The organism is Faecalibacterium sp. AM43-5AT (assembly GCF_003603345.1).
GTDB lineage: Bacteria > Bacillota > Clostridia > Oscillospirales > Ruminococcaceae > Faecalibacterium > Faecalibacterium taiwanense.
Genome location: NZ_QVGZ01000003.1, coordinates 104,457 through 119,210, shown reverse-complemented (window position 1 = coordinate 119,210; position 14,754 = coordinate 104,457). Strand labels below are relative to the sequence as shown.

Below are 14,754 nucleotides of genomic sequence, written 5' to 3'. Positions count from 1 at the left end.
CAGGGAATGGCGGCTCCTGCCGCCCTACACCTCAGATACGAACCGACGCACCGGAATATTGCAGAAAGCTAAAAAATTTTTAGTCAATTTTCGTTGTAGGAGTCCGACCCCTCTCAGTCACGCCTGACGGCGTGCCAGCTCCCCCGAAGGGGGAGCTTTATCGGCACGAACCGGTAGATGCTTAAAAGCTCCCCCTTCGGGGGAGCTGGCGAACGCAGTGAGCCTGAGAGGGTTTTCGTCTTACAGAAAAAGACCGCTTCCGCACCGGGCAGAAACGGCCTTTTTCAGGAGAAATAAAGAAAACACGAACCCTCAAAAATGAGGAAGGGAAATGCTCAGAACATGCTTTCGTCTTTGTAGCGGCCGGTGCGCACGAACTGCACCCACTCGGCCACATTCACGGCGTGGTCGCCGATGCGCTCCAGATACTTAATGACCATCAGCAGGTCCAGCGCTGCGTCCACCTTGCCGGGATCTTCGGCGATCTCCTGCGCCAGCTGATGCTTGATGGCGTTGAAGTCGTAATCCACCGCGTCGTCTGCGGCGATCACCCTGCGGGCGGCATTTTCGTCCTCTGCCGTCAGGGCATCGAGAGCATCCAGGATCATCTGGTGGGCCTTTTTGCCCATGGCAATGGCCCGACTTACCGCCGGGTCGCCCTCTTTGCGGACGGTGACAAGGTGGGGGATGATCTCGGCGATGTCGGCGGCATGGTCGCCGATGCGCTCAATATCCGTGACCACCTTCATGGCGGTGGAGATGCGGCGCAGATCGCCTGCCACCGGCTGCTGACGCAGCAGCAACGTCATGCAGCGGTGCTCGATATCCCGCTCCATATTGTTGATGCGGGCATCCCCCTTCACGATGGCCGCAGCTGCATCGGCATCAGCAACGCAGAGCGCTTCCAAAGCGTTCTCCACGGCATCGGCAGAGTTGCGGCCCATTTCGGTCAGCGAATTTTTCAGCGATTCCAGATCGGTGTCGTACTGTTTACGGATACTCATAGCTGTTTCCTCCTTTAACCGAACCGACCGGAAATGTAGTCCTCGGTGCGTTTATCCTGCGGTGCGCTGAAGATCTGCGCCGTGGGGCCCACTTCCACCAGCTCGCCCAGCAGGAAGAAGGCGGTGCGGTCGCTGATACGGGCCGCCTGCTGCATGTTGTGGGTAACGATGACCACCGTGTAGTTCTTCTTCAGCTCGCTCATCAGCTCCTCCACCTTCATGGTGGAGCCGGGGTCCAGTGCGCTGGTGGGCTCATCCATCAGCAGCACTTCGGGCTTCACCGCCAGTGCACGGGCGATGCACAGACGCTGCTGCTGGCCGCCGGAAAGGCCCAGCGCGCTCTTTTTCAGGCGGTCCTTCACCTCGTCCCACAGGGCCGCGCCCCGCAGGCTGCTTTCCACCAGCTCGTCCAGCTCAGCCTTATTGCGCACGCCGTGCAGCTTGGGGCCGTAGGTGATGTTGTCGTAAATGCTCATGGGGAAGGGATTGGCCTTCTGGAACACCATGCCCACCCGGCGGCGCAGGTCGGTAAGCTGCATTTCCCGGGCAAAAATGTCCTCGCCCTTGAGCCGCACATCCCCCTCGATGCGCACATTCGGCACAAGGTCGTTCATGCGGTTGAGGGTCTTTAAAAAGGTGGACTTGCCGCAGCCGGAAGGGCCGATGAGAGCGGTGATCTCCCGCTCGCCCACGTCCAGCGAAATGCCTTTCAGCGCCTTGAAGTCGCCGTACCAGAGGTTCAGGTCTTTTGCCGATATCACCGGCATGTTCGTGTTTTCCATAGAGTACCTCATTGTTGAATTTCAACAGGAAGTTTACCGTTTCGACCCTTCCCGTGAAAAGGTAGATTTGAAAAATCCGCAGATTTTTCAAATCTACGAAATTAAAAATAATTTTTCCGCGATTCATGGCCAGAGCGAATGCGGAGGCCATTTTGAACAGTAAAATCAAATTTTACTGTTTCTGTTTCAGCTTAGTCTTTGCCAGCCGCGCCGCAAGGTTGATGGCCAGCACCAGCACCAGCAGCACCGCACCGATGCCCCATGCGGAATCAAAATCGCCGTCCTCAAAGGCACGCAGGTACAGCAGCACCGACAGGGTGGCACCGTTGGAGGTGTAGGCTTTGGCCACGCTCTTGGCAATGACCTCTGCGGCACCGGCGGTGAAGAGCAGAGCGGCACTTTCGCCCACGATGCGGCCCACAGCCAGAATGCAGCCGGTCACGATGCCGTCGATGCTGCAGGGCAGCACGATGGTGCGGATGATGTGCCACTTGCCTGCACCCAAGCCCATGGCACCCTCACGGTAGCCCTGCGGCACCGTCTTGAGGGATTCCTGCGTGGTGCGGATGATGGTGGGCAGGTTCATGACCACCAGCGTGAGTGAACCGGACAGCAGACAGGTCTGGAAGCCCAGCGCCTGACTGAACACCAGCATGCCCACCAGACCGTAGATGATGCTGGGGATGCCCGCCAGCGTTTCGTTGGTGAACTCAATGACCTCGATGAGCCGTCGGTTGGAGGCATACTCGGTCAGGTAGACCGCCGCGCCCACGCCCAGAGGCAGTACGATCAGTAATGTCAGCACAATGACATACAGTGTGTTGAGGATGGCAGGCAGGATGCCGTCGGTCTTTTTCAGCACACTGGCAGTGGTAGAAAGGAACTTCCAGCTGATGTGGGGGATGCCCCGCACCAGCACCATGCCGATGATACCGGCCACCAGAACCATCACCAGAACGGCGCTGGCCCAGACCAGTGCGGTCATGACCCGGTTCCACATCTGACGGGAAGGCGAAAGGCCCTTATTCATCCCGGCTTCCTCCCTTCAGCACAACGTTCAGCACAACATTGATGATCATGATAAAGACGAACAGCACCAGCGCGATGCTGAACAGCGCCTGCCGCTGCAGACCGCCGGCATAGCTCATCTCCTTGGCGATGGCGGTGGTCAGGAATGTGACGCTGCGGAAGGGACTGTCCGGCATGTTGGGGCTGTTGCCTGCCACCATCATCACCGCCATGGCCTCGCCGATGGCACGGCCGATGCCCAGCACAATGCCTGCGGCAATGCCGCTTTTGGCTGCCGGAATGCTGATTTTGAACCATGTTTCGGTGTCGGTGGCACCCAGTGCCAGACTGCCCTGCTCATACTCCGGCGGCACGGCGTTCAGTGCCGTGACCGACACGGACACGATGCTGGGCAAAATCATGATGGAAAGCACCACGATAGCGCTCAGCAGGCAGGCACCGGAAGCCTTGCCGAAGGTCTTTGCCACGGCGGGCACCAGCACCTGCATGCCCAGCAGGCCGAACACCACGCTGGGGATGCCGGACAGCAGCTCGATGGCGGTGACCACCACGGTGCGCAGCTTTGGGTCGGCGGCCTTGGAGAGGAACACCGCCGTCAGCAGGCCGATGGGCACACCGATGATGGCAGCGCCCAGCGTGCCGTAGATGCTGGACAGGATAAAGGGCAGGATGCCGAACAGCGGCTGGGCCGCCGTGGAGGCCCACTTTGTGCCGAACAGGAATTGGAACAGGCCGATCTTGTGGATGGCCGGCACGCCGGAGATCACCATGTACACCGAGATGAGCACCACGCAGCCCACAGCCAGCATACCGCACAGGAAGAAGATAAAGTTCATCACCGCTTCCAGCCATTCGGCGGGGGTGCGGGGCAGCCGCACCCGGCTCAGATAGGATTTTTTGTTCATAGCTGAAATCCTTTATAAAAGCCGCGTCGGCCCGCAGAAACGGCAGCCCGACGCGGCAGTTTTCTTGTTCAGATGCGGGGCAGGCGGTTCACCGGAGAGCTTTCCCCGGCAAACCACCCGGTAATTACTCGTTCACCGGCACAGCGCCTGCGGTGCGGATGAGGTCGGCAGCGTCCTTGCTGGTGGCAAAGTCCACAAAGGCCTGTGCCTGCTCCGACAGGGTCACGCTCTTGTTGGTGACGAACACGAAGGGACGCTGGATCTTGTAGCTGCCGTCCTTCACGGTGTCCTCGCTGCACTCCACACCCTCCACGGTGACCATGGCAACGGTGTCGCCCACAGCGGACAGGGAAGCGTAGCCGACAGCCAGAGGGTTGGCCTCCACAGCGCTGATGACTGCGCCGGTAGCGGTCAGCTCCTGTGCGTACTTGCAGCTGTCCTTCACGTCCACGATGCTCTCAAAGCCATCGCGGGTGCCGGAACCGGCCTCGCGGCCCACCAGAACGATCTCGCCGTCGTCGCCGCCCACATCCTTCCAGTTGGTGATCTCGCCGGTGAACATCTGCTTCAGCTGGTCCACGGTCAGGTCTGCCACCTTGCTGTCCTTATTGACAACGATGGCGATGCCGTCCAGCGCCACGGTGGTGCCGTCCACGTCGTTCTTCTCGTCGTCCTTCAGGGCGCGGGAGGACAGGCCGATGTCCAGCGTCTTATCGGTAGCACCGGTGATGCCTGCGCCGGAACCGGTGGGGTCGTAGCTGACGGTGACACCCGGCTCCACCTCGGCAAAGCCCTCGGTCAGGGCAGCGATGACGTTCTTCATGGAAGTAGAACCGCCGGTCGCCACATTGCCGGACAGGGTGCCTGCAGCGGTCTCAGCAGCGGCAGAAGAAGAGGCAGACTCTGCAGCAGAGGATGCCACAGTGGAAGAGGCTGCGCCGCCGCAGGCGGTCAGAGCCATCGCTGCAGCAGCAGCGCCGCAGACAGTGATAAACGAACGACGAGTGATCTTTTTCATAACCCTTTTCCTCCAATAAATGCCGGAACGTCGTTCCGGCCGATGTTTTCTTGTGTTTTCCTTGGGAACGGCCTTATTGTACCGCACCGCCGTGTGCGCTGCGACCATGTACGCGCAAAATGGAGGTAAAGCTTTTGCACAGGCTCCGGCGGCTGTGTCAAGCCTGCGTAAAGCCGGCATGAAAAGCCTATACTCAAATTTTACAAACAGGATAAATATGCCGAAAATACCATTTTCTGGCTGGGCAAAGTGACAAAAAAAGAAGGCGCTCTCTATGGAGCGCCTTCTTTTTTGATCGCTGTCTAACGTGATCTGCGTTTAAAATCACCCTGCGGGCGTCGGGTCTGTATTCAGCACAAGGAATGTTTTACCCTTTTGTACGATATACAGCTTTCCCTCTACATTGTTGAGCCTGACCGTTACCTCCACCGGGGTTCCGGCGGCGATCTTCTCATAGGCTTCCTCTGTCGGGATCGTCATTTCGACATCGACGGTCGCCTTGCTCATGAACCAGTTCAGACCTGCGAAATTCGACATCGTAAGGCTGCCGGTCGGTTTGGTTGTATTCAGAGAAACCGCGCCGATCTTACCCGTAAACATTCCTGTACAGGGCAGTTCCTGGAACGTGCCTCCCGCATTCTTATCAAATGTAATATCTGCCTTTGCCGTGATCTTATACGAAGAGCCGCCGGTGCCCTGTACTTCTGCATGTGTATTCGCACTGTACAGTTTCACCGTATATGCGCCCAGCTTCACCTCATCCTGTGCCAGACCGCCGCCGCAGCCTGCAAGAATGCCAGACAAAGAGATTGCTGCAGCCGCAGCTGCTGCGCTCTTCATAAAGGTACGCCGGGTCATTTTTTCTGCCATAATATTGCCCTCCTCTAAAAGCGTTTTTCTGTGCTTTTAGCGTACCACTTTTTGGGAGTCTGTCAACAAAAATATGACAAAAAGGCGCTCTGTACACATAATTTGCACAGAGCGCCTTCTGCTCAGCAGTATTTTGTTCCGTCCGGGCAGTAGAACTGCACGTACTTCTGCCACTCGGTCTCGCTGATGGTGCGGCGGTAGCAGTCCACCAGGGCATCCACGGCCTGCCGGTCCGCAAAGGTACCGGCACCCGGGCAGTCCAGCACCAGAATGCGGAACCATGCATCAAACAGGTGCTCGGTGAAGCCGGTGTCCCGCGCGCCGCACCGGGCATAAAAGCCCAGCCGCCGCACAGCCATAGCTTCGTCCTCCGCCTTATCCGGGCATTCGGCCTCAATAAGGATGGCCTGCGCACCGCGCTCGTGCTGCGGCAGGTCGGCCAGCAGCTGCGCGCCCAGCCCTGCAGCACGGTATTCCGGCAGCACGGCAAAGTAATCCAGCTGGCTCACCCTGCTGCCTGCCGGGCGCACCATGAGCAGGTACGCCGCCAATGTTTCGCCGTCGAACACGCCCCATGTGTGGGCTGTGCCGTCCGCTTCGCTGTTCAGGATCATGCTCAGGGGCTTTAGCTCCGTGGGCGGAAAGTCCCGCCGCATTTCGTCCAGATAGACCTGCGTCAGTTCTTTTTCGTTCAGTTTCCGCCAGCTGTACACTTTGCTCATGGTTTTTCCTCCCGTATCTGCCTTTTGAACCAGTATAGCACACTCCGCGCGGGAACGCAAAAAGCCGCCGGGAGCGGCAGGCTCTGCCCTTCTCCCGGCGGCTTTTATGGGAATGCAGGAGCAACCAGTCTCCCGCACAAACTCCGTTCAGAATGCTGTGTGCGTTACAGCATCTTCTTCAGCTCGTCGTACACGAACTGGACCTTGGTGCCGATGATCACCTGGCAAGCGTTCTTGCTGGGGCGGATGACACCGGCAGCACCAGCGGCCTTGACAGCCTTCTCGTCCACCTTGGCGTTATCCTTGACCTCAAAGCGCAGACGGGTTGCGCAGTAACCAACTTCCTTCACGTTCTCCTTGCCGCCGACAGCAGCCAGAACAGCGGAAGCGACTTCGGTATAGTTGTTGTTTGCCAGAACGACCTTCTTCTCGGCCTCTTCGTCCTCGTCCTCACGGCCGGGGGTCTTCAGGTCGAACTTGGTGATGGCAAAGTAGAACACTGCGTAGAACACCACGAAGGCTGCGATGCCCAGAGGAATGATCATCCAGGTCTTGGCAGCTGCGGGCAGGGAAGCGGAGAACACCAGGTCGGTAGCGCCTGCGGAGAAGCAGAAGCCGGCACGGAAACCGGAGTAGTAGGTGATGATGGTGAAGATGCCGTACAGAGCAGCGTACACAACGTACAGCGGGAAGCACAGGAACATGAAGCCGAACTCGAAGGGCTCGGTAACGCCGCAGACGAATGCGCAGATGGCAGCAGACAGAACCAGACCGATGGCGGCCTTCTTGTTCTTAGCGGTCTTGACCATAGCCAGAGCAGCACCGGCAATACCGAACATCATGCAGGGGAAGAAGCCGGACATATACATGCCAAGGCTCCAGCCCACATCAGCAGAGGTCTCGCCAGCCCAGAAGTGGCTCAGGTCGCCCAGACCGATGGTATCGAACCAGAACACGTTGTTCAGAGCGTGGTGCAGGCCGGTGGGGATGAGCAGACGGTTCAGGAAGGCGTAGATGCCGGCGCCGATGCCGCCCATGCCAGCGATGCCGTTGCCGATTGCGACCAGAGCGTCGAAGATGACGGGCCAGACGAACAGCAGAACAACGGACACCAGAATGGAGATCAGACCGGTAGCGATTGCAACGAAGCGCTTGCCGGAGAAGAATGCCAGCCAGTCAGGCAGCTGGATATCCTTGAACTTGTTGTAGCAGGCAGCGCCCACAACAGCGGCCAGAATGCCGATGAAGGAGTTGCCGGCGACCTTCTGGAAGGCGATGTAGGTAGCAGTGCCTTCTTCCAGGTGACGGACCATGCCGACCACACCGGGGTTCAGCAGCTGCTGCATCATCAGGAAGCTGACCAGACCGGCCAGACCTGCGGTGCCGTCGTTGTCTGCAAGGCCGACAGCGGCACCAATGGCAAACAGCCATGCCATGTTATCGATCAGAGCGCCGCCTGCCTTGACCAGCAGGAAGCCAACGGTATATGCTGCGCCGGAAGTTGCTGCACCGGGAACGCCCATAACGCCCGGAGCAAGGGCATAACCAAGACCCATCAGGATGCCGCAGATCGGCAGGACCGCGACGGGAAGCATCAAAGCTTTGCCCAGTTTCTGGAGATACTTCATCATAAAGCACATTCCTCCTTAAGAAATGTTTGTGTTTACAGACGCCTCTGGTTGCAGGCCGTCCATAATTCCGTAATAGAATAGTAACATATTTCCGCAAAAAAAGAAAGTCCCTTTCGTCTTTTTTCTATCAAAATGCATCAAAAGTCCTCATTTGGCAGTTTTTCAGTCGATAATTTTTAGTTTTTCCGCACAAGAGTCGTCTTTGTGTTGAAAATTCTTTTCTTTTTACGTACATTTTGCCCAAAGGCTTGCATCCCACAGCCGAATCGGGTACTATACTATTATAAGAAAAGCGGGAACCCGAAGGAGGTTTATTTTATGGAATGGACTGATATCCGCCTGACCGTGGCCAAGGCCGACGCTGACAACGCCGAAGCCGTTGCCACCATGATCGCCGAGGGCGGCATCTATATCGAAGACTACAGCGACATCGAGCAGCAGGTGGCCGAGATCGCCCATGTGGATCTGATCGAGCAGGAGCTGCTGGACAAGCCCCGCGATACCGTTATCATCCATATGTATCTGGAGCCGGGCGCTTCCCCCGTGGAGACGCTGGCCCTCATTGCTGCCCGCATGGAAGCTGCAAACATCGCCTACACCGTGGAGACCGAGGGCGTGGAGCAGGAGGACTGGCAGAACGGCTGGCGCAAGTATTACCACCCTATGGAGATCGGCAAACGGCTGGCGGTGGTGCCCTCGTGGCAGCAGTACGACACTGACCGGGTGAAGCTGATCCTTGACCCGGGCCTTGCCTTCGGCACCGGCGGCCACGAGACCACCAGCCTGTGCATGGAAGCGCTGGACGAGCGGGTGACCGGCGGCGAGCGGGTGCTGGACATCGGCACCGGCAGCGGCATCCTTGCCATTGCGGCGCTGAAGCTGGGCGCTGCTGTGGCCGAGGGCGTGGACATCGACCCTGTGGCCGTACGCACCGCAGGCGAGAACGCCGCGTTGAACGGCGTGCAGGACAAGCTGACCGTGCTGGTGGGCGACCTTTCCGATAAGGCCAGCGGCAAATACGATATCATCACCGCCAACATCGTGGCCAACGCCATCCTGTCTCTGGCTCCTGCCGTGCCGGGCCTGATGGCGGAGGGTGCCACCTTTATTGCCAGCGGTATCATCGACAGCCGCAAGGACGAAGTGATCGCCGGGCTGGAAAAAGCCGGCCTTGCCGTTGTGGAAGTCAAGGAGAAGCGCGGCTGGGAGTGCATCGTCTGCAAGAAAGCGTAAGGAGATTTTATGCCGCACCGTTATTTTACCACCGAGATCTCTGACGGCACCGCCACCCTGCGCGGGGCCGATGCCCACCATCTTGCCCGCGTGATGCGCGCAAGGCTGGGCGATACTGTCATTCTATGCGACGGCAATGCCGTGGAATACACCGCCACCATCACCGGCTTTGGCGATGAGTGTGTGGAGTTCCGGGTGGAGCCGGGCTATCCCAGCGCCGCCGAACCCAGCGTGGAGGTCACTCTGCTGGCCGGCTACCCCAAGCAGGACAAGCTGGAGCAGATCATCAAGCACGGCGTGGAGCTGGGCGCAGCCCACATCGTGCCCTTCTTCAGCCGGTATTGCGTGGCGGCCCCCAAAAAAGAGGAGCAGAAGAACGAGCGCTACAACCGCATTGCGGTGGAAGCCGCCAAGCAGTGCGGCCGGGGCATTCTGCCGGATGTGGCCCTGCCGCTGCCGAACTTCGGGGCCGTGTGCCGCACCTTTGACCAGTATGACCTTGTGCTGTTTTGCTACGAGTGCGGCGGTGCTCCCCTGCGGGACCTGCTGGCGGCTGCAGCACCTGCCGACGGCCAGAAGCTGAAAATCGCCATCGTGACTGGTGCCGAGGGCGGCTTTGCCGCCGAGGAAGCCGAGATGGCCGCAAAGGCCGGAGCCAGAACGGTGGGCCTTGGCCCCCGCATCCTGCGGTGCGAGACCGCCCCGCTGGCGGTGCTTTCCGCCGTGATGACCCTGACGGGGAATCTGGAATAACATTTACAAAAACAAAGGGGACTGCGATGCAGTCCCCTTTGTTTTTCTATCAGCTTTCCAGCAGAGCCTTTTTAACGTTGAGCAGGTTCTGCGGGCTGACCGAGAAGCTGCGCAGGCCCAGCTGCAAATACTGCACCGTGTTGGCCGGGTTGCCTACGGCAAGGCCGCAGATGGTCACCGGCACATTGCGCACCTTTGCGGCATCCAGCACCATAGTGATAAGCTTTTTCATGGCCTTGCTGGCCGGGCGGTAGTAGTGCTCCGCGCTGGCAAGCTCCCGGTCGGCGGCGTGGGTATACTGGGTCAGGTCGTTGGTGCCGACCACAAGAAAATCGACCCCGTGCTCTACAAATTCCTCAGCGGTCAGGCAGGCAGCGGGTACGCTGAGCATCACGCCGAACTTTGTATCTTCGTTGAACGCCACGCCGCGCTCCCGCAGGTGCTCGCGGCAGCGCTCCACCACACGCATGGCTGCGTCCCAGTCCTCCACATTCGTCACCATGGGGAACATCACCCGCAGCGGGCCGCGGGCGGCGGCGCGCAGCAGCGCACAGAGCTGCGTCTCGAACTGGTGGGGCTGGCGCAGACTGTTGCGGATGCCCCGCAGGCCAAGCTTGGAAGACTGCAGGCCCTGATAGGCGTCGGAAATGGTACGGTCTGAGCCAAAGTCGAAGGTGCGCACCGTTACCGGGCAGCCCTTGGCGGCAGCAAGACAGGAGCAGTAGAAGAAATACTGTTCCTGCTCATCGAGGATGCGGCCCGGCAGCATCATGTAGCCGGTGCGCAGTAGGCCCACGCCCTGTGCGCCGGACTGCATGGCCGTGTCGATGTCCTCCGGCCCAAAGCAGTTGGCCAGCAGCTCAAAGGGCTTGCCGTCCTTTGTCCTGCTGGGCAGAGCATGCAGCTGCCCCATCTCTTCGTTCTCCCGCTGCAGCTCGCAGATGCGGGTCTCGGCCTGCTGGCGGGCGGCAGCGTCCGGGTCCAGCGTGCACTGGCCCCCGGTGGCATCCAGAATCACGGTGCGGCCGTCGCAGTCGTCCAGAAAATCCCGGCCCACCTGCACGATGCCCGGGATATTCATTGCCCGGGCAATGATGGCCGCGTGGCTCTGGCCGCTGCCCTCTGCCGTGATGATGCCTAAAATCATGCCGGAGGGCACGCTGAACAGGTCGGTGGGCATCAGCCGCTCTGCGGCAAGGATCACCGGGTGATCCAGCGCCAGCCACATGCGGGGGCGGTTGGTGATGATGTTGATGACCCGGCGGCTTGCGTCGAGGATATCCACACTGCGCAGCTGCATGTAAGGGTTGTCCTTCATGTTGGCCAGCTGGTCGGCGTAGCGCTGGCCCACCTGATTCATGGCCGCTGCCGCGCCAATGCCTGCATTGATGCAGAAGCGCACCTCGTTCATCATGCCCTCGTCGTCCAGCATCATGCTCTGGAACTGGAAGATGGCCTGCTCGCTGGGTGCGGCACGGTCTGCCATGGATTCCAGCTCGTCCTGCGCCGTGCGGATGGCATCGGTGAGCAGCTGCAGCTCCCGGGACGGTTTAAAGGGGCCCACGGTCGTGGTCTCCACATGGTGCTCCAGACGGCTCACCTGCCCCAGCACAAGGCCGGGAGAAGCGCAGGAACCTTTATACACTTTCATGTTCGGTCACCTCCGGCAAAAGCTCGGCTTCCGGCGTGGTCAGGGTGCGCCAGACCAGCGCCTGCAAAAAGGTATTGGGCAGCAGCGCGGCCAGTGCGGCCCGCGCCGCATCGGCACTGCCCTCAAACAGCGGTGCAAAGCTTTGCATCCGTGCCTGATCGCACTTTGCAAGGAATGCATCGCACAAAGTATGGGTGGTGTAGTAATGGGCCGGGTCCACACCGGCATCTTCCGCGGCGGCTTCCAGCGGGGCAAGGTCGGCATCCTTCATCTTGGCCAGCAGCAGGGCCGCATCCGCCGTCAGGGTGACCGGGTATTTCTCCCGCACGGCCTTTTGCACCCGCTCAAATTTTGCGTGGAACGCAGCAGCGTCCGCGCAGCTCTGGGCATCACAGGAGACAGCATAGGCACACCCCCGCAGATATCCCATAGCGCGGCGGGTATCATAGTAGCCCAGCTCGATGTTGCGGCGGGCGGTGTCGGGGTCAAAGTGCAGGATATCGCCCAGCTCCCAGTAGCTGCGCACCATCACGGTGGGCAGGCCGGTGAGGTTGGGGCGGGTGATGCCCACGCCTTCCAGATCGACGCACACCAGTTCATCCGCGCCCATGCGTTTGGCAAGGCCGGTGGGCATGTTGTCGCTGTAGCCGCCATCCAGAAACTTGACCCCGTCGATCTCCCGCGCACGCAGCGCCGGGAAGCAGGCAGCGGAGGCCATCAGGTAGTCCTTGACCTTTCCTGCCGGGATCTCGTCCAGCGTCAGCTCCCGGGGCTTTAAGCCCCGCTGCTCCACCGTGACAAGGCCAAAGCGGATGGGAGCCGCGCGCAGGGCATCCTCGTCCAGCACCCGCTCCACGATCTCTTCCAGCGGGGTCACATCCATGCCGCCGGCTTTCACCACGCTGCGCAGGAACTGGTGCAGGACCGAAAGGTCGGCATCCTCCTCCGGCAGCTCCATCACATCCTTGCTGCGGATGGCCAGCCACATATCGCGGGCCGTCTCGTACTGGTCCAGCACGAACATGGCACCGTTCAGGCTGCCAACGCTGGTGCCGGTAATGATCTGCGGGTGCCAGTCCAGCTCCATCAGCGCGCGCCACACACCCACCTGATAGCTGCCCCTGGCTCCGCCGCCCGCCAGCACCAGAGCTTTGCACGGAGCACTGCGTTCATCCATTGCATCCGCCTCCTTTGATCGTTTCCGGTTTTGTTCAGATTATAGCATATTTCCAGAGAAATTTCTTCCGTTTTTTGTAAATTGATGCCTTTCTCCCGGCAAAGAAACATGGTATACTTGTCAGGATTTCAAAAGGAGGCATTCTCATGCACTGCAAGCAATGGATCTTTGATATGGACGGCACCCTGACCGACAGCATGACCGTGGTGTGGGAGGGTGCCCCCGACGCACTGCTGCGCCGCTATGGCCGCACCCCGCGGGGGGATCTGCGCGCCACACTGCTGAACATGGGAATGCAGGAGGGCGCACAGTATCTTATCCGGGAGTACGGCCTGCCGCTGACCGAGGAAAGCTATTTTTCCGTGATGCGCGAGGTGATCGCCGAATTGTACGAGACCGTGGAGCTGAAGCCCGGCGTGCGCACGATGCTGGCAAAGCTGCAGGCCGAGGGCGCACGCATGTGCATCTGCTCCAACACCTGGGCCGAACAGTGCCGCACCGTGCTTACCCGGCTGGGCATCGCGCAGTATTTCTCCTTCATCGTGGAAGCGCAGGGCGTGCTGCACAAAAGCCACCCGGAGGTGTTCTTTGAGTGCATGAGCCGTCTGGGCGGTGCAGACCCCGCCGCCTGCGCCGTGTGCGAGGATGCCGTATACGCCGCCGCCACCGCCCACAAGGCCGGGTATTACGTCATTGGCATCGCAGACCGCACCTCTGCCGCTGACGAGCCGGAGATGCGCCGCATCTGCAGCCAGTTCGTGCCCCGGTGGGATGTGCTGGACTGGACACGTGTGTAATAAAAAAGGGCCGCAGCGTGCGGTTCTTTTCTTTATCTGATCCTTCTTTGCTCTTGCATTTTGTGCGCAAGAAGAGTATGATATTATAAATAGGACTGCCCCAAGGGGGAAGTGTCCTTATTTGTGAGAATACACTCTGTGATTTTCAATATAAAGGTATAATATCCGTAAAGAGGAGACCTTCCGTCATGAACAACCCACTCGTCAGCATTATCGTGCCTGTGTACAACGTGCAGAATAGTGTTGCCCGCTGTCTGGAGAGCATTTGTGCCCAGACATGGAAGGATATCGAGGTCATTCTGGTCAACGACGGGTCCCGGGACGAAAGCTTTTCCATCTGTGAGCAATTCCGTGAAAAGGACCCCCGCATCGTTCTGGTGGACAAATCCAATTCCGGTGTGTCGGAGACCCGCAACTGCGGCATGTCCCTTGCAAAGGGCAAGTATGTGCAGTTTGTGGACAGCGACGATTATCTCGACCCTGATTTTACCGAGCGGCTGGTGACTGCTGCCGAAGCGAACAACGCCGATCTGGTCATTGCACCTTACTGGATGGTGATTCCCGCCAACTCTTCCAAGGCCACGCAGGCACTGGAAAACCTGCAGGAGAACCTTGGCATCGATGCCGAGAAAAAGCCTGATGATATCCGTGAATACGGCTTTCTGCCCGAGGGCATCTATGACCGCGATACCTTTGCCCTGCGCCTGATGGAGAAGCCCGCATCCTTCTTCTACAGCGTGCTGTGGAACAAGCTCTACCGCCGGGATATTCTGGCAGACCATCATCTGCAGTTCACCAGCGAGGTGCGCTGGGCCGAAGATCTGGTTTTCAATCTGGAATACATTTTGTACGCCAATGTTTTCGTATCCATTTCCAAAGCGGGCTACCACTATGTGCAGAACCCCCAGAGCATCTGCCACACCCAGATCAATCTGGCTTCCATCGTGCAGAACAAACTGCAGGTGTTCCGCTATTACAAGGAGCTGTACACAAAGCTGGGCCTGTACGATCAGGTGCAGCCGCAGCTGTATAAATTCCTGACCGCGTTCTCCGAGAACGCCTATCCCTCCGGTTCTCCCCAGAAGATCATCATGGACATGGCCAACCGCTGGGGCTTTGGTGTTCTGGATGCTTCCGACAAGGAAAAGAAACACAAAACCGAACCCGATGCCTGATCTCCGG

Annotated in this window: 14 protein-coding genes; 4 read left to right on the top strand and 10 right to left on the bottom strand. The window is 59.2% G+C overall.

Features of this window, described 5'->3' with window-relative positions:
- Positions 1 to 335: 335 nt before the first annotated feature.
- The 8 genes from phoU to DW937_RS05720 all read right to left on the bottom strand — a co-directional run bounded on the left by phoU (position 336) and on the right by DW937_RS05720 (position 7,961).
- Positions 336 to 1,004, bottom strand: coding sequence for a phosphate signaling complex protein PhoU (phoU, locus tag DW937_RS05755; protein WP_120120395.1), 669 nt, complete (start codon positions 1,002 to 1,004; stop codon positions 336 to 338).
- A gap of 14 nt (positions 1,005 to 1,018) precedes the next feature.
- Entirely contained in the window at positions 1,019 to 1,786 is a 768-nt protein-coding gene (gene pstB / locus DW937_RS05750; protein WP_097774560.1) for a phosphate ABC transporter ATP-binding protein PstB, read from the bottom strand.
- A 172-nt stretch (positions 1,787 to 1,958) separates the two neighbouring features.
- Positions 1,959 to 2,816 carry a phosphate ABC transporter permease PstA gene (gene pstA / locus DW937_RS05745; RefSeq protein ID WP_097776899.1) on the bottom strand — a complete coding sequence of 286 codons (858 nt, stop codon included), beginning with the start codon at positions 2,814 to 2,816 and terminating at the stop codon, positions 1,959 to 1,961.
- A complete protein-coding gene (gene pstC, locus DW937_RS05740; protein ID WP_097774558.1) occupies positions 2,809 to 3,720 on the bottom strand; it encodes a phosphate ABC transporter permease subunit PstC in 912 nt (303 codons plus the stop codon). The genes pstA and pstC overlap by 8 nt, the downstream gene beginning before the upstream one ends.
- A gap of 124 nt (positions 3,721 to 3,844) precedes the next feature.
- A complete protein-coding gene (locus DW937_RS05735; protein ID WP_120120394.1) occupies positions 3,845 to 4,738 on the bottom strand; it encodes a phosphate ABC transporter substrate-binding protein in 894 nt (297 codons plus the stop codon).
- Between the two features lie 324 nt (positions 4,739 to 5,062).
- Positions 5,063 to 5,608, bottom strand: a complete 546-nt coding sequence (locus DW937_RS05730) for a twin-arginine translocation signal domain-containing protein (protein WP_120120393.1) — start codon at positions 5,606 to 5,608, stop codon at positions 5,063 to 5,065.
- Between the two features lie 122 nt (positions 5,609 to 5,730).
- Positions 5,731 to 6,330, bottom strand: coding sequence for a GNAT family N-acetyltransferase (locus DW937_RS05725; RefSeq protein WP_120120392.1), 600 nt, complete (start codon positions 6,328 to 6,330; stop codon positions 5,731 to 5,733).
- 164 nt (positions 6,331 to 6,494) lie between these two features.
- Positions 6,495 to 7,961 (bottom strand): PTS transporter subunit EIIC, encoded by a 1,467-nt coding sequence (locus tag DW937_RS05720; protein ID WP_120120391.1) that lies wholly within the window; start codon positions 7,959 to 7,961, stop codon positions 6,495 to 6,497.
- Between the two features lie 318 nt (positions 7,962 to 8,279).
- Here DW937_RS05720 and prmA point away from each other — a divergent pair, with 318 nt between their 5' ends.
- Both prmA and DW937_RS05710 read left to right on the top strand, forming a co-directional pair.
- Positions 8,280 to 9,194 carry a 50S ribosomal protein L11 methyltransferase gene (gene prmA / locus DW937_RS05715; RefSeq protein ID WP_120120390.1) on the top strand — a complete coding sequence of 305 codons (915 nt, stop codon included), beginning with the start codon at positions 8,280 to 8,282 and terminating at the stop codon, positions 9,192 to 9,194.
- A gap of 9 nt (positions 9,195 to 9,203) precedes the next feature.
- The gene (locus DW937_RS05710) at positions 9,204 to 9,947 is read left to right on the top strand and encodes an RsmE family RNA methyltransferase (RefSeq protein WP_120120389.1); all 744 of its coding nucleotides are present in this window, start codon (positions 9,204 to 9,206) and stop codon (positions 9,945 to 9,947) included.
- A gap of 49 nt (positions 9,948 to 9,996) precedes the next feature.
- Here the strand turns inward: DW937_RS05710 and DW937_RS05705 are convergent, their stop codons facing one another.
- Positions 9,997 to 11,598: a putative PEP-binding protein gene (locus tag DW937_RS05705; protein WP_120120388.1), complete on the bottom strand. Its 1,602-nt coding sequence runs from the start codon at positions 11,596 to 11,598 to the stop codon at positions 9,997 to 9,999.
- Entirely contained in the window at positions 11,585 to 12,775 is a 1,191-nt protein-coding gene (locus DW937_RS05700; protein WP_120120387.1) for a patatin-like phospholipase family protein, read from the bottom strand. The genes DW937_RS05705 and DW937_RS05700 overlap by 14 nt, the downstream gene beginning before the upstream one ends.
- Positions 12,776 to 12,921: 146 nt before the next feature.
- On the opposite strand from DW937_RS05700, the gene DW937_RS05695 reads away from it, so the two are divergent.
- Together DW937_RS05695 and DW937_RS05690 are read left to right on the top strand one after the other, a co-directional pair.
- A complete protein-coding gene (locus tag DW937_RS05695; protein ID WP_120120386.1) occupies positions 12,922 to 13,572 on the top strand; it encodes an HAD family phosphatase in 651 nt (216 codons plus the stop codon).
- 188 nt (positions 13,573 to 13,760) lie between these two features.
- Positions 13,761 to 14,747 carry a glycosyltransferase gene (locus tag DW937_RS05690; RefSeq protein WP_097776892.1) on the top strand — a complete coding sequence of 329 codons (987 nt, stop codon included), beginning with the start codon at positions 13,761 to 13,763 and terminating at the stop codon, positions 14,745 to 14,747.
- The last annotated feature ends 7 nt before the right edge of the window (positions 14,748 to 14,754 follow it).

What these genes read in the sequence shown, in the direction of transcription:
- phoU (WP_120120395.1), bottom strand. Translation starts at nt 1,004, where the DNA reads ATGAGTATCCGTAAACAGTACGACACCGATCTGGAATCGCTGAAAAAT.
- pstB (WP_097774560.1), bottom strand. Translation starts at nt 1,786, where the DNA reads ATGGAAAACACGAACATGCCGGTGATATCGGCAAAAGACCTGAACCTC.
- pstA (WP_097776899.1), bottom strand. Translation starts at nt 2,816, where the DNA reads ATGAATAAGGGCCTTTCGCCTTCCCGTCAGATGTGGAACCGGGTCATG.
- pstC (WP_097774558.1), bottom strand. Translation starts at nt 3,720, where the DNA reads ATGAACAAAAAATCCTATCTGAGCCGGGTGCGGCTGCCCCGCACCCCC.
- DW937_RS05735 (WP_120120394.1), bottom strand. Translation starts at nt 4,738, where the DNA reads ATGAAAAAGATCACTCGTCGTTCGTTTATCACTGTCTGCGGCGCTGCT.
- DW937_RS05730 (WP_120120393.1), bottom strand. Translation starts at nt 5,608, where the DNA reads ATGGCAGAAAAAATGACCCGGCGTACCTTTATGAAGAGCGCAGCAGCT.
- DW937_RS05725 (WP_120120392.1), bottom strand. Translation starts at nt 6,330, where the DNA reads ATGAGCAAAGTGTACAGCTGGCGGAAACTGAACGAAAAAGAACTGACG.
- DW937_RS05720 (WP_120120391.1), bottom strand. Translation starts at nt 7,961, where the DNA reads ATGATGAAGTATCTCCAGAAACTGGGCAAAGCTTTGATGCTTCCCGTC.
- prmA (WP_120120390.1), top strand. Translation starts at nt 8,280, where the DNA reads ATGGAATGGACTGATATCCGCCTGACCGTGGCCAAGGCCGACGCTGAC.
- DW937_RS05710 (WP_120120389.1), top strand. Translation starts at nt 9,204, where the DNA reads ATGCCGCACCGTTATTTTACCACCGAGATCTCTGACGGCACCGCCACC.
- DW937_RS05705 (WP_120120388.1), bottom strand. Translation starts at nt 11,598, where the DNA reads ATGAAAGTGTATAAAGGTTCCTGCGCTTCTCCCGGCCTTGTGCTGGGG.
- DW937_RS05700 (WP_120120387.1), bottom strand. Translation starts at nt 12,775, where the DNA reads ATGGATGAACGCAGTGCTCCGTGCAAAGCTCTGGTGCTGGCGGGCGGC.
- DW937_RS05695 (WP_120120386.1), top strand. Translation starts at nt 12,922, where the DNA reads ATGCACTGCAAGCAATGGATCTTTGATATGGACGGCACCCTGACCGAC.
- DW937_RS05690 (WP_097776892.1), top strand. Translation starts at nt 13,761, where the DNA reads ATGAACAACCCACTCGTCAGCATTATCGTGCCTGTGTACAACGTGCAG.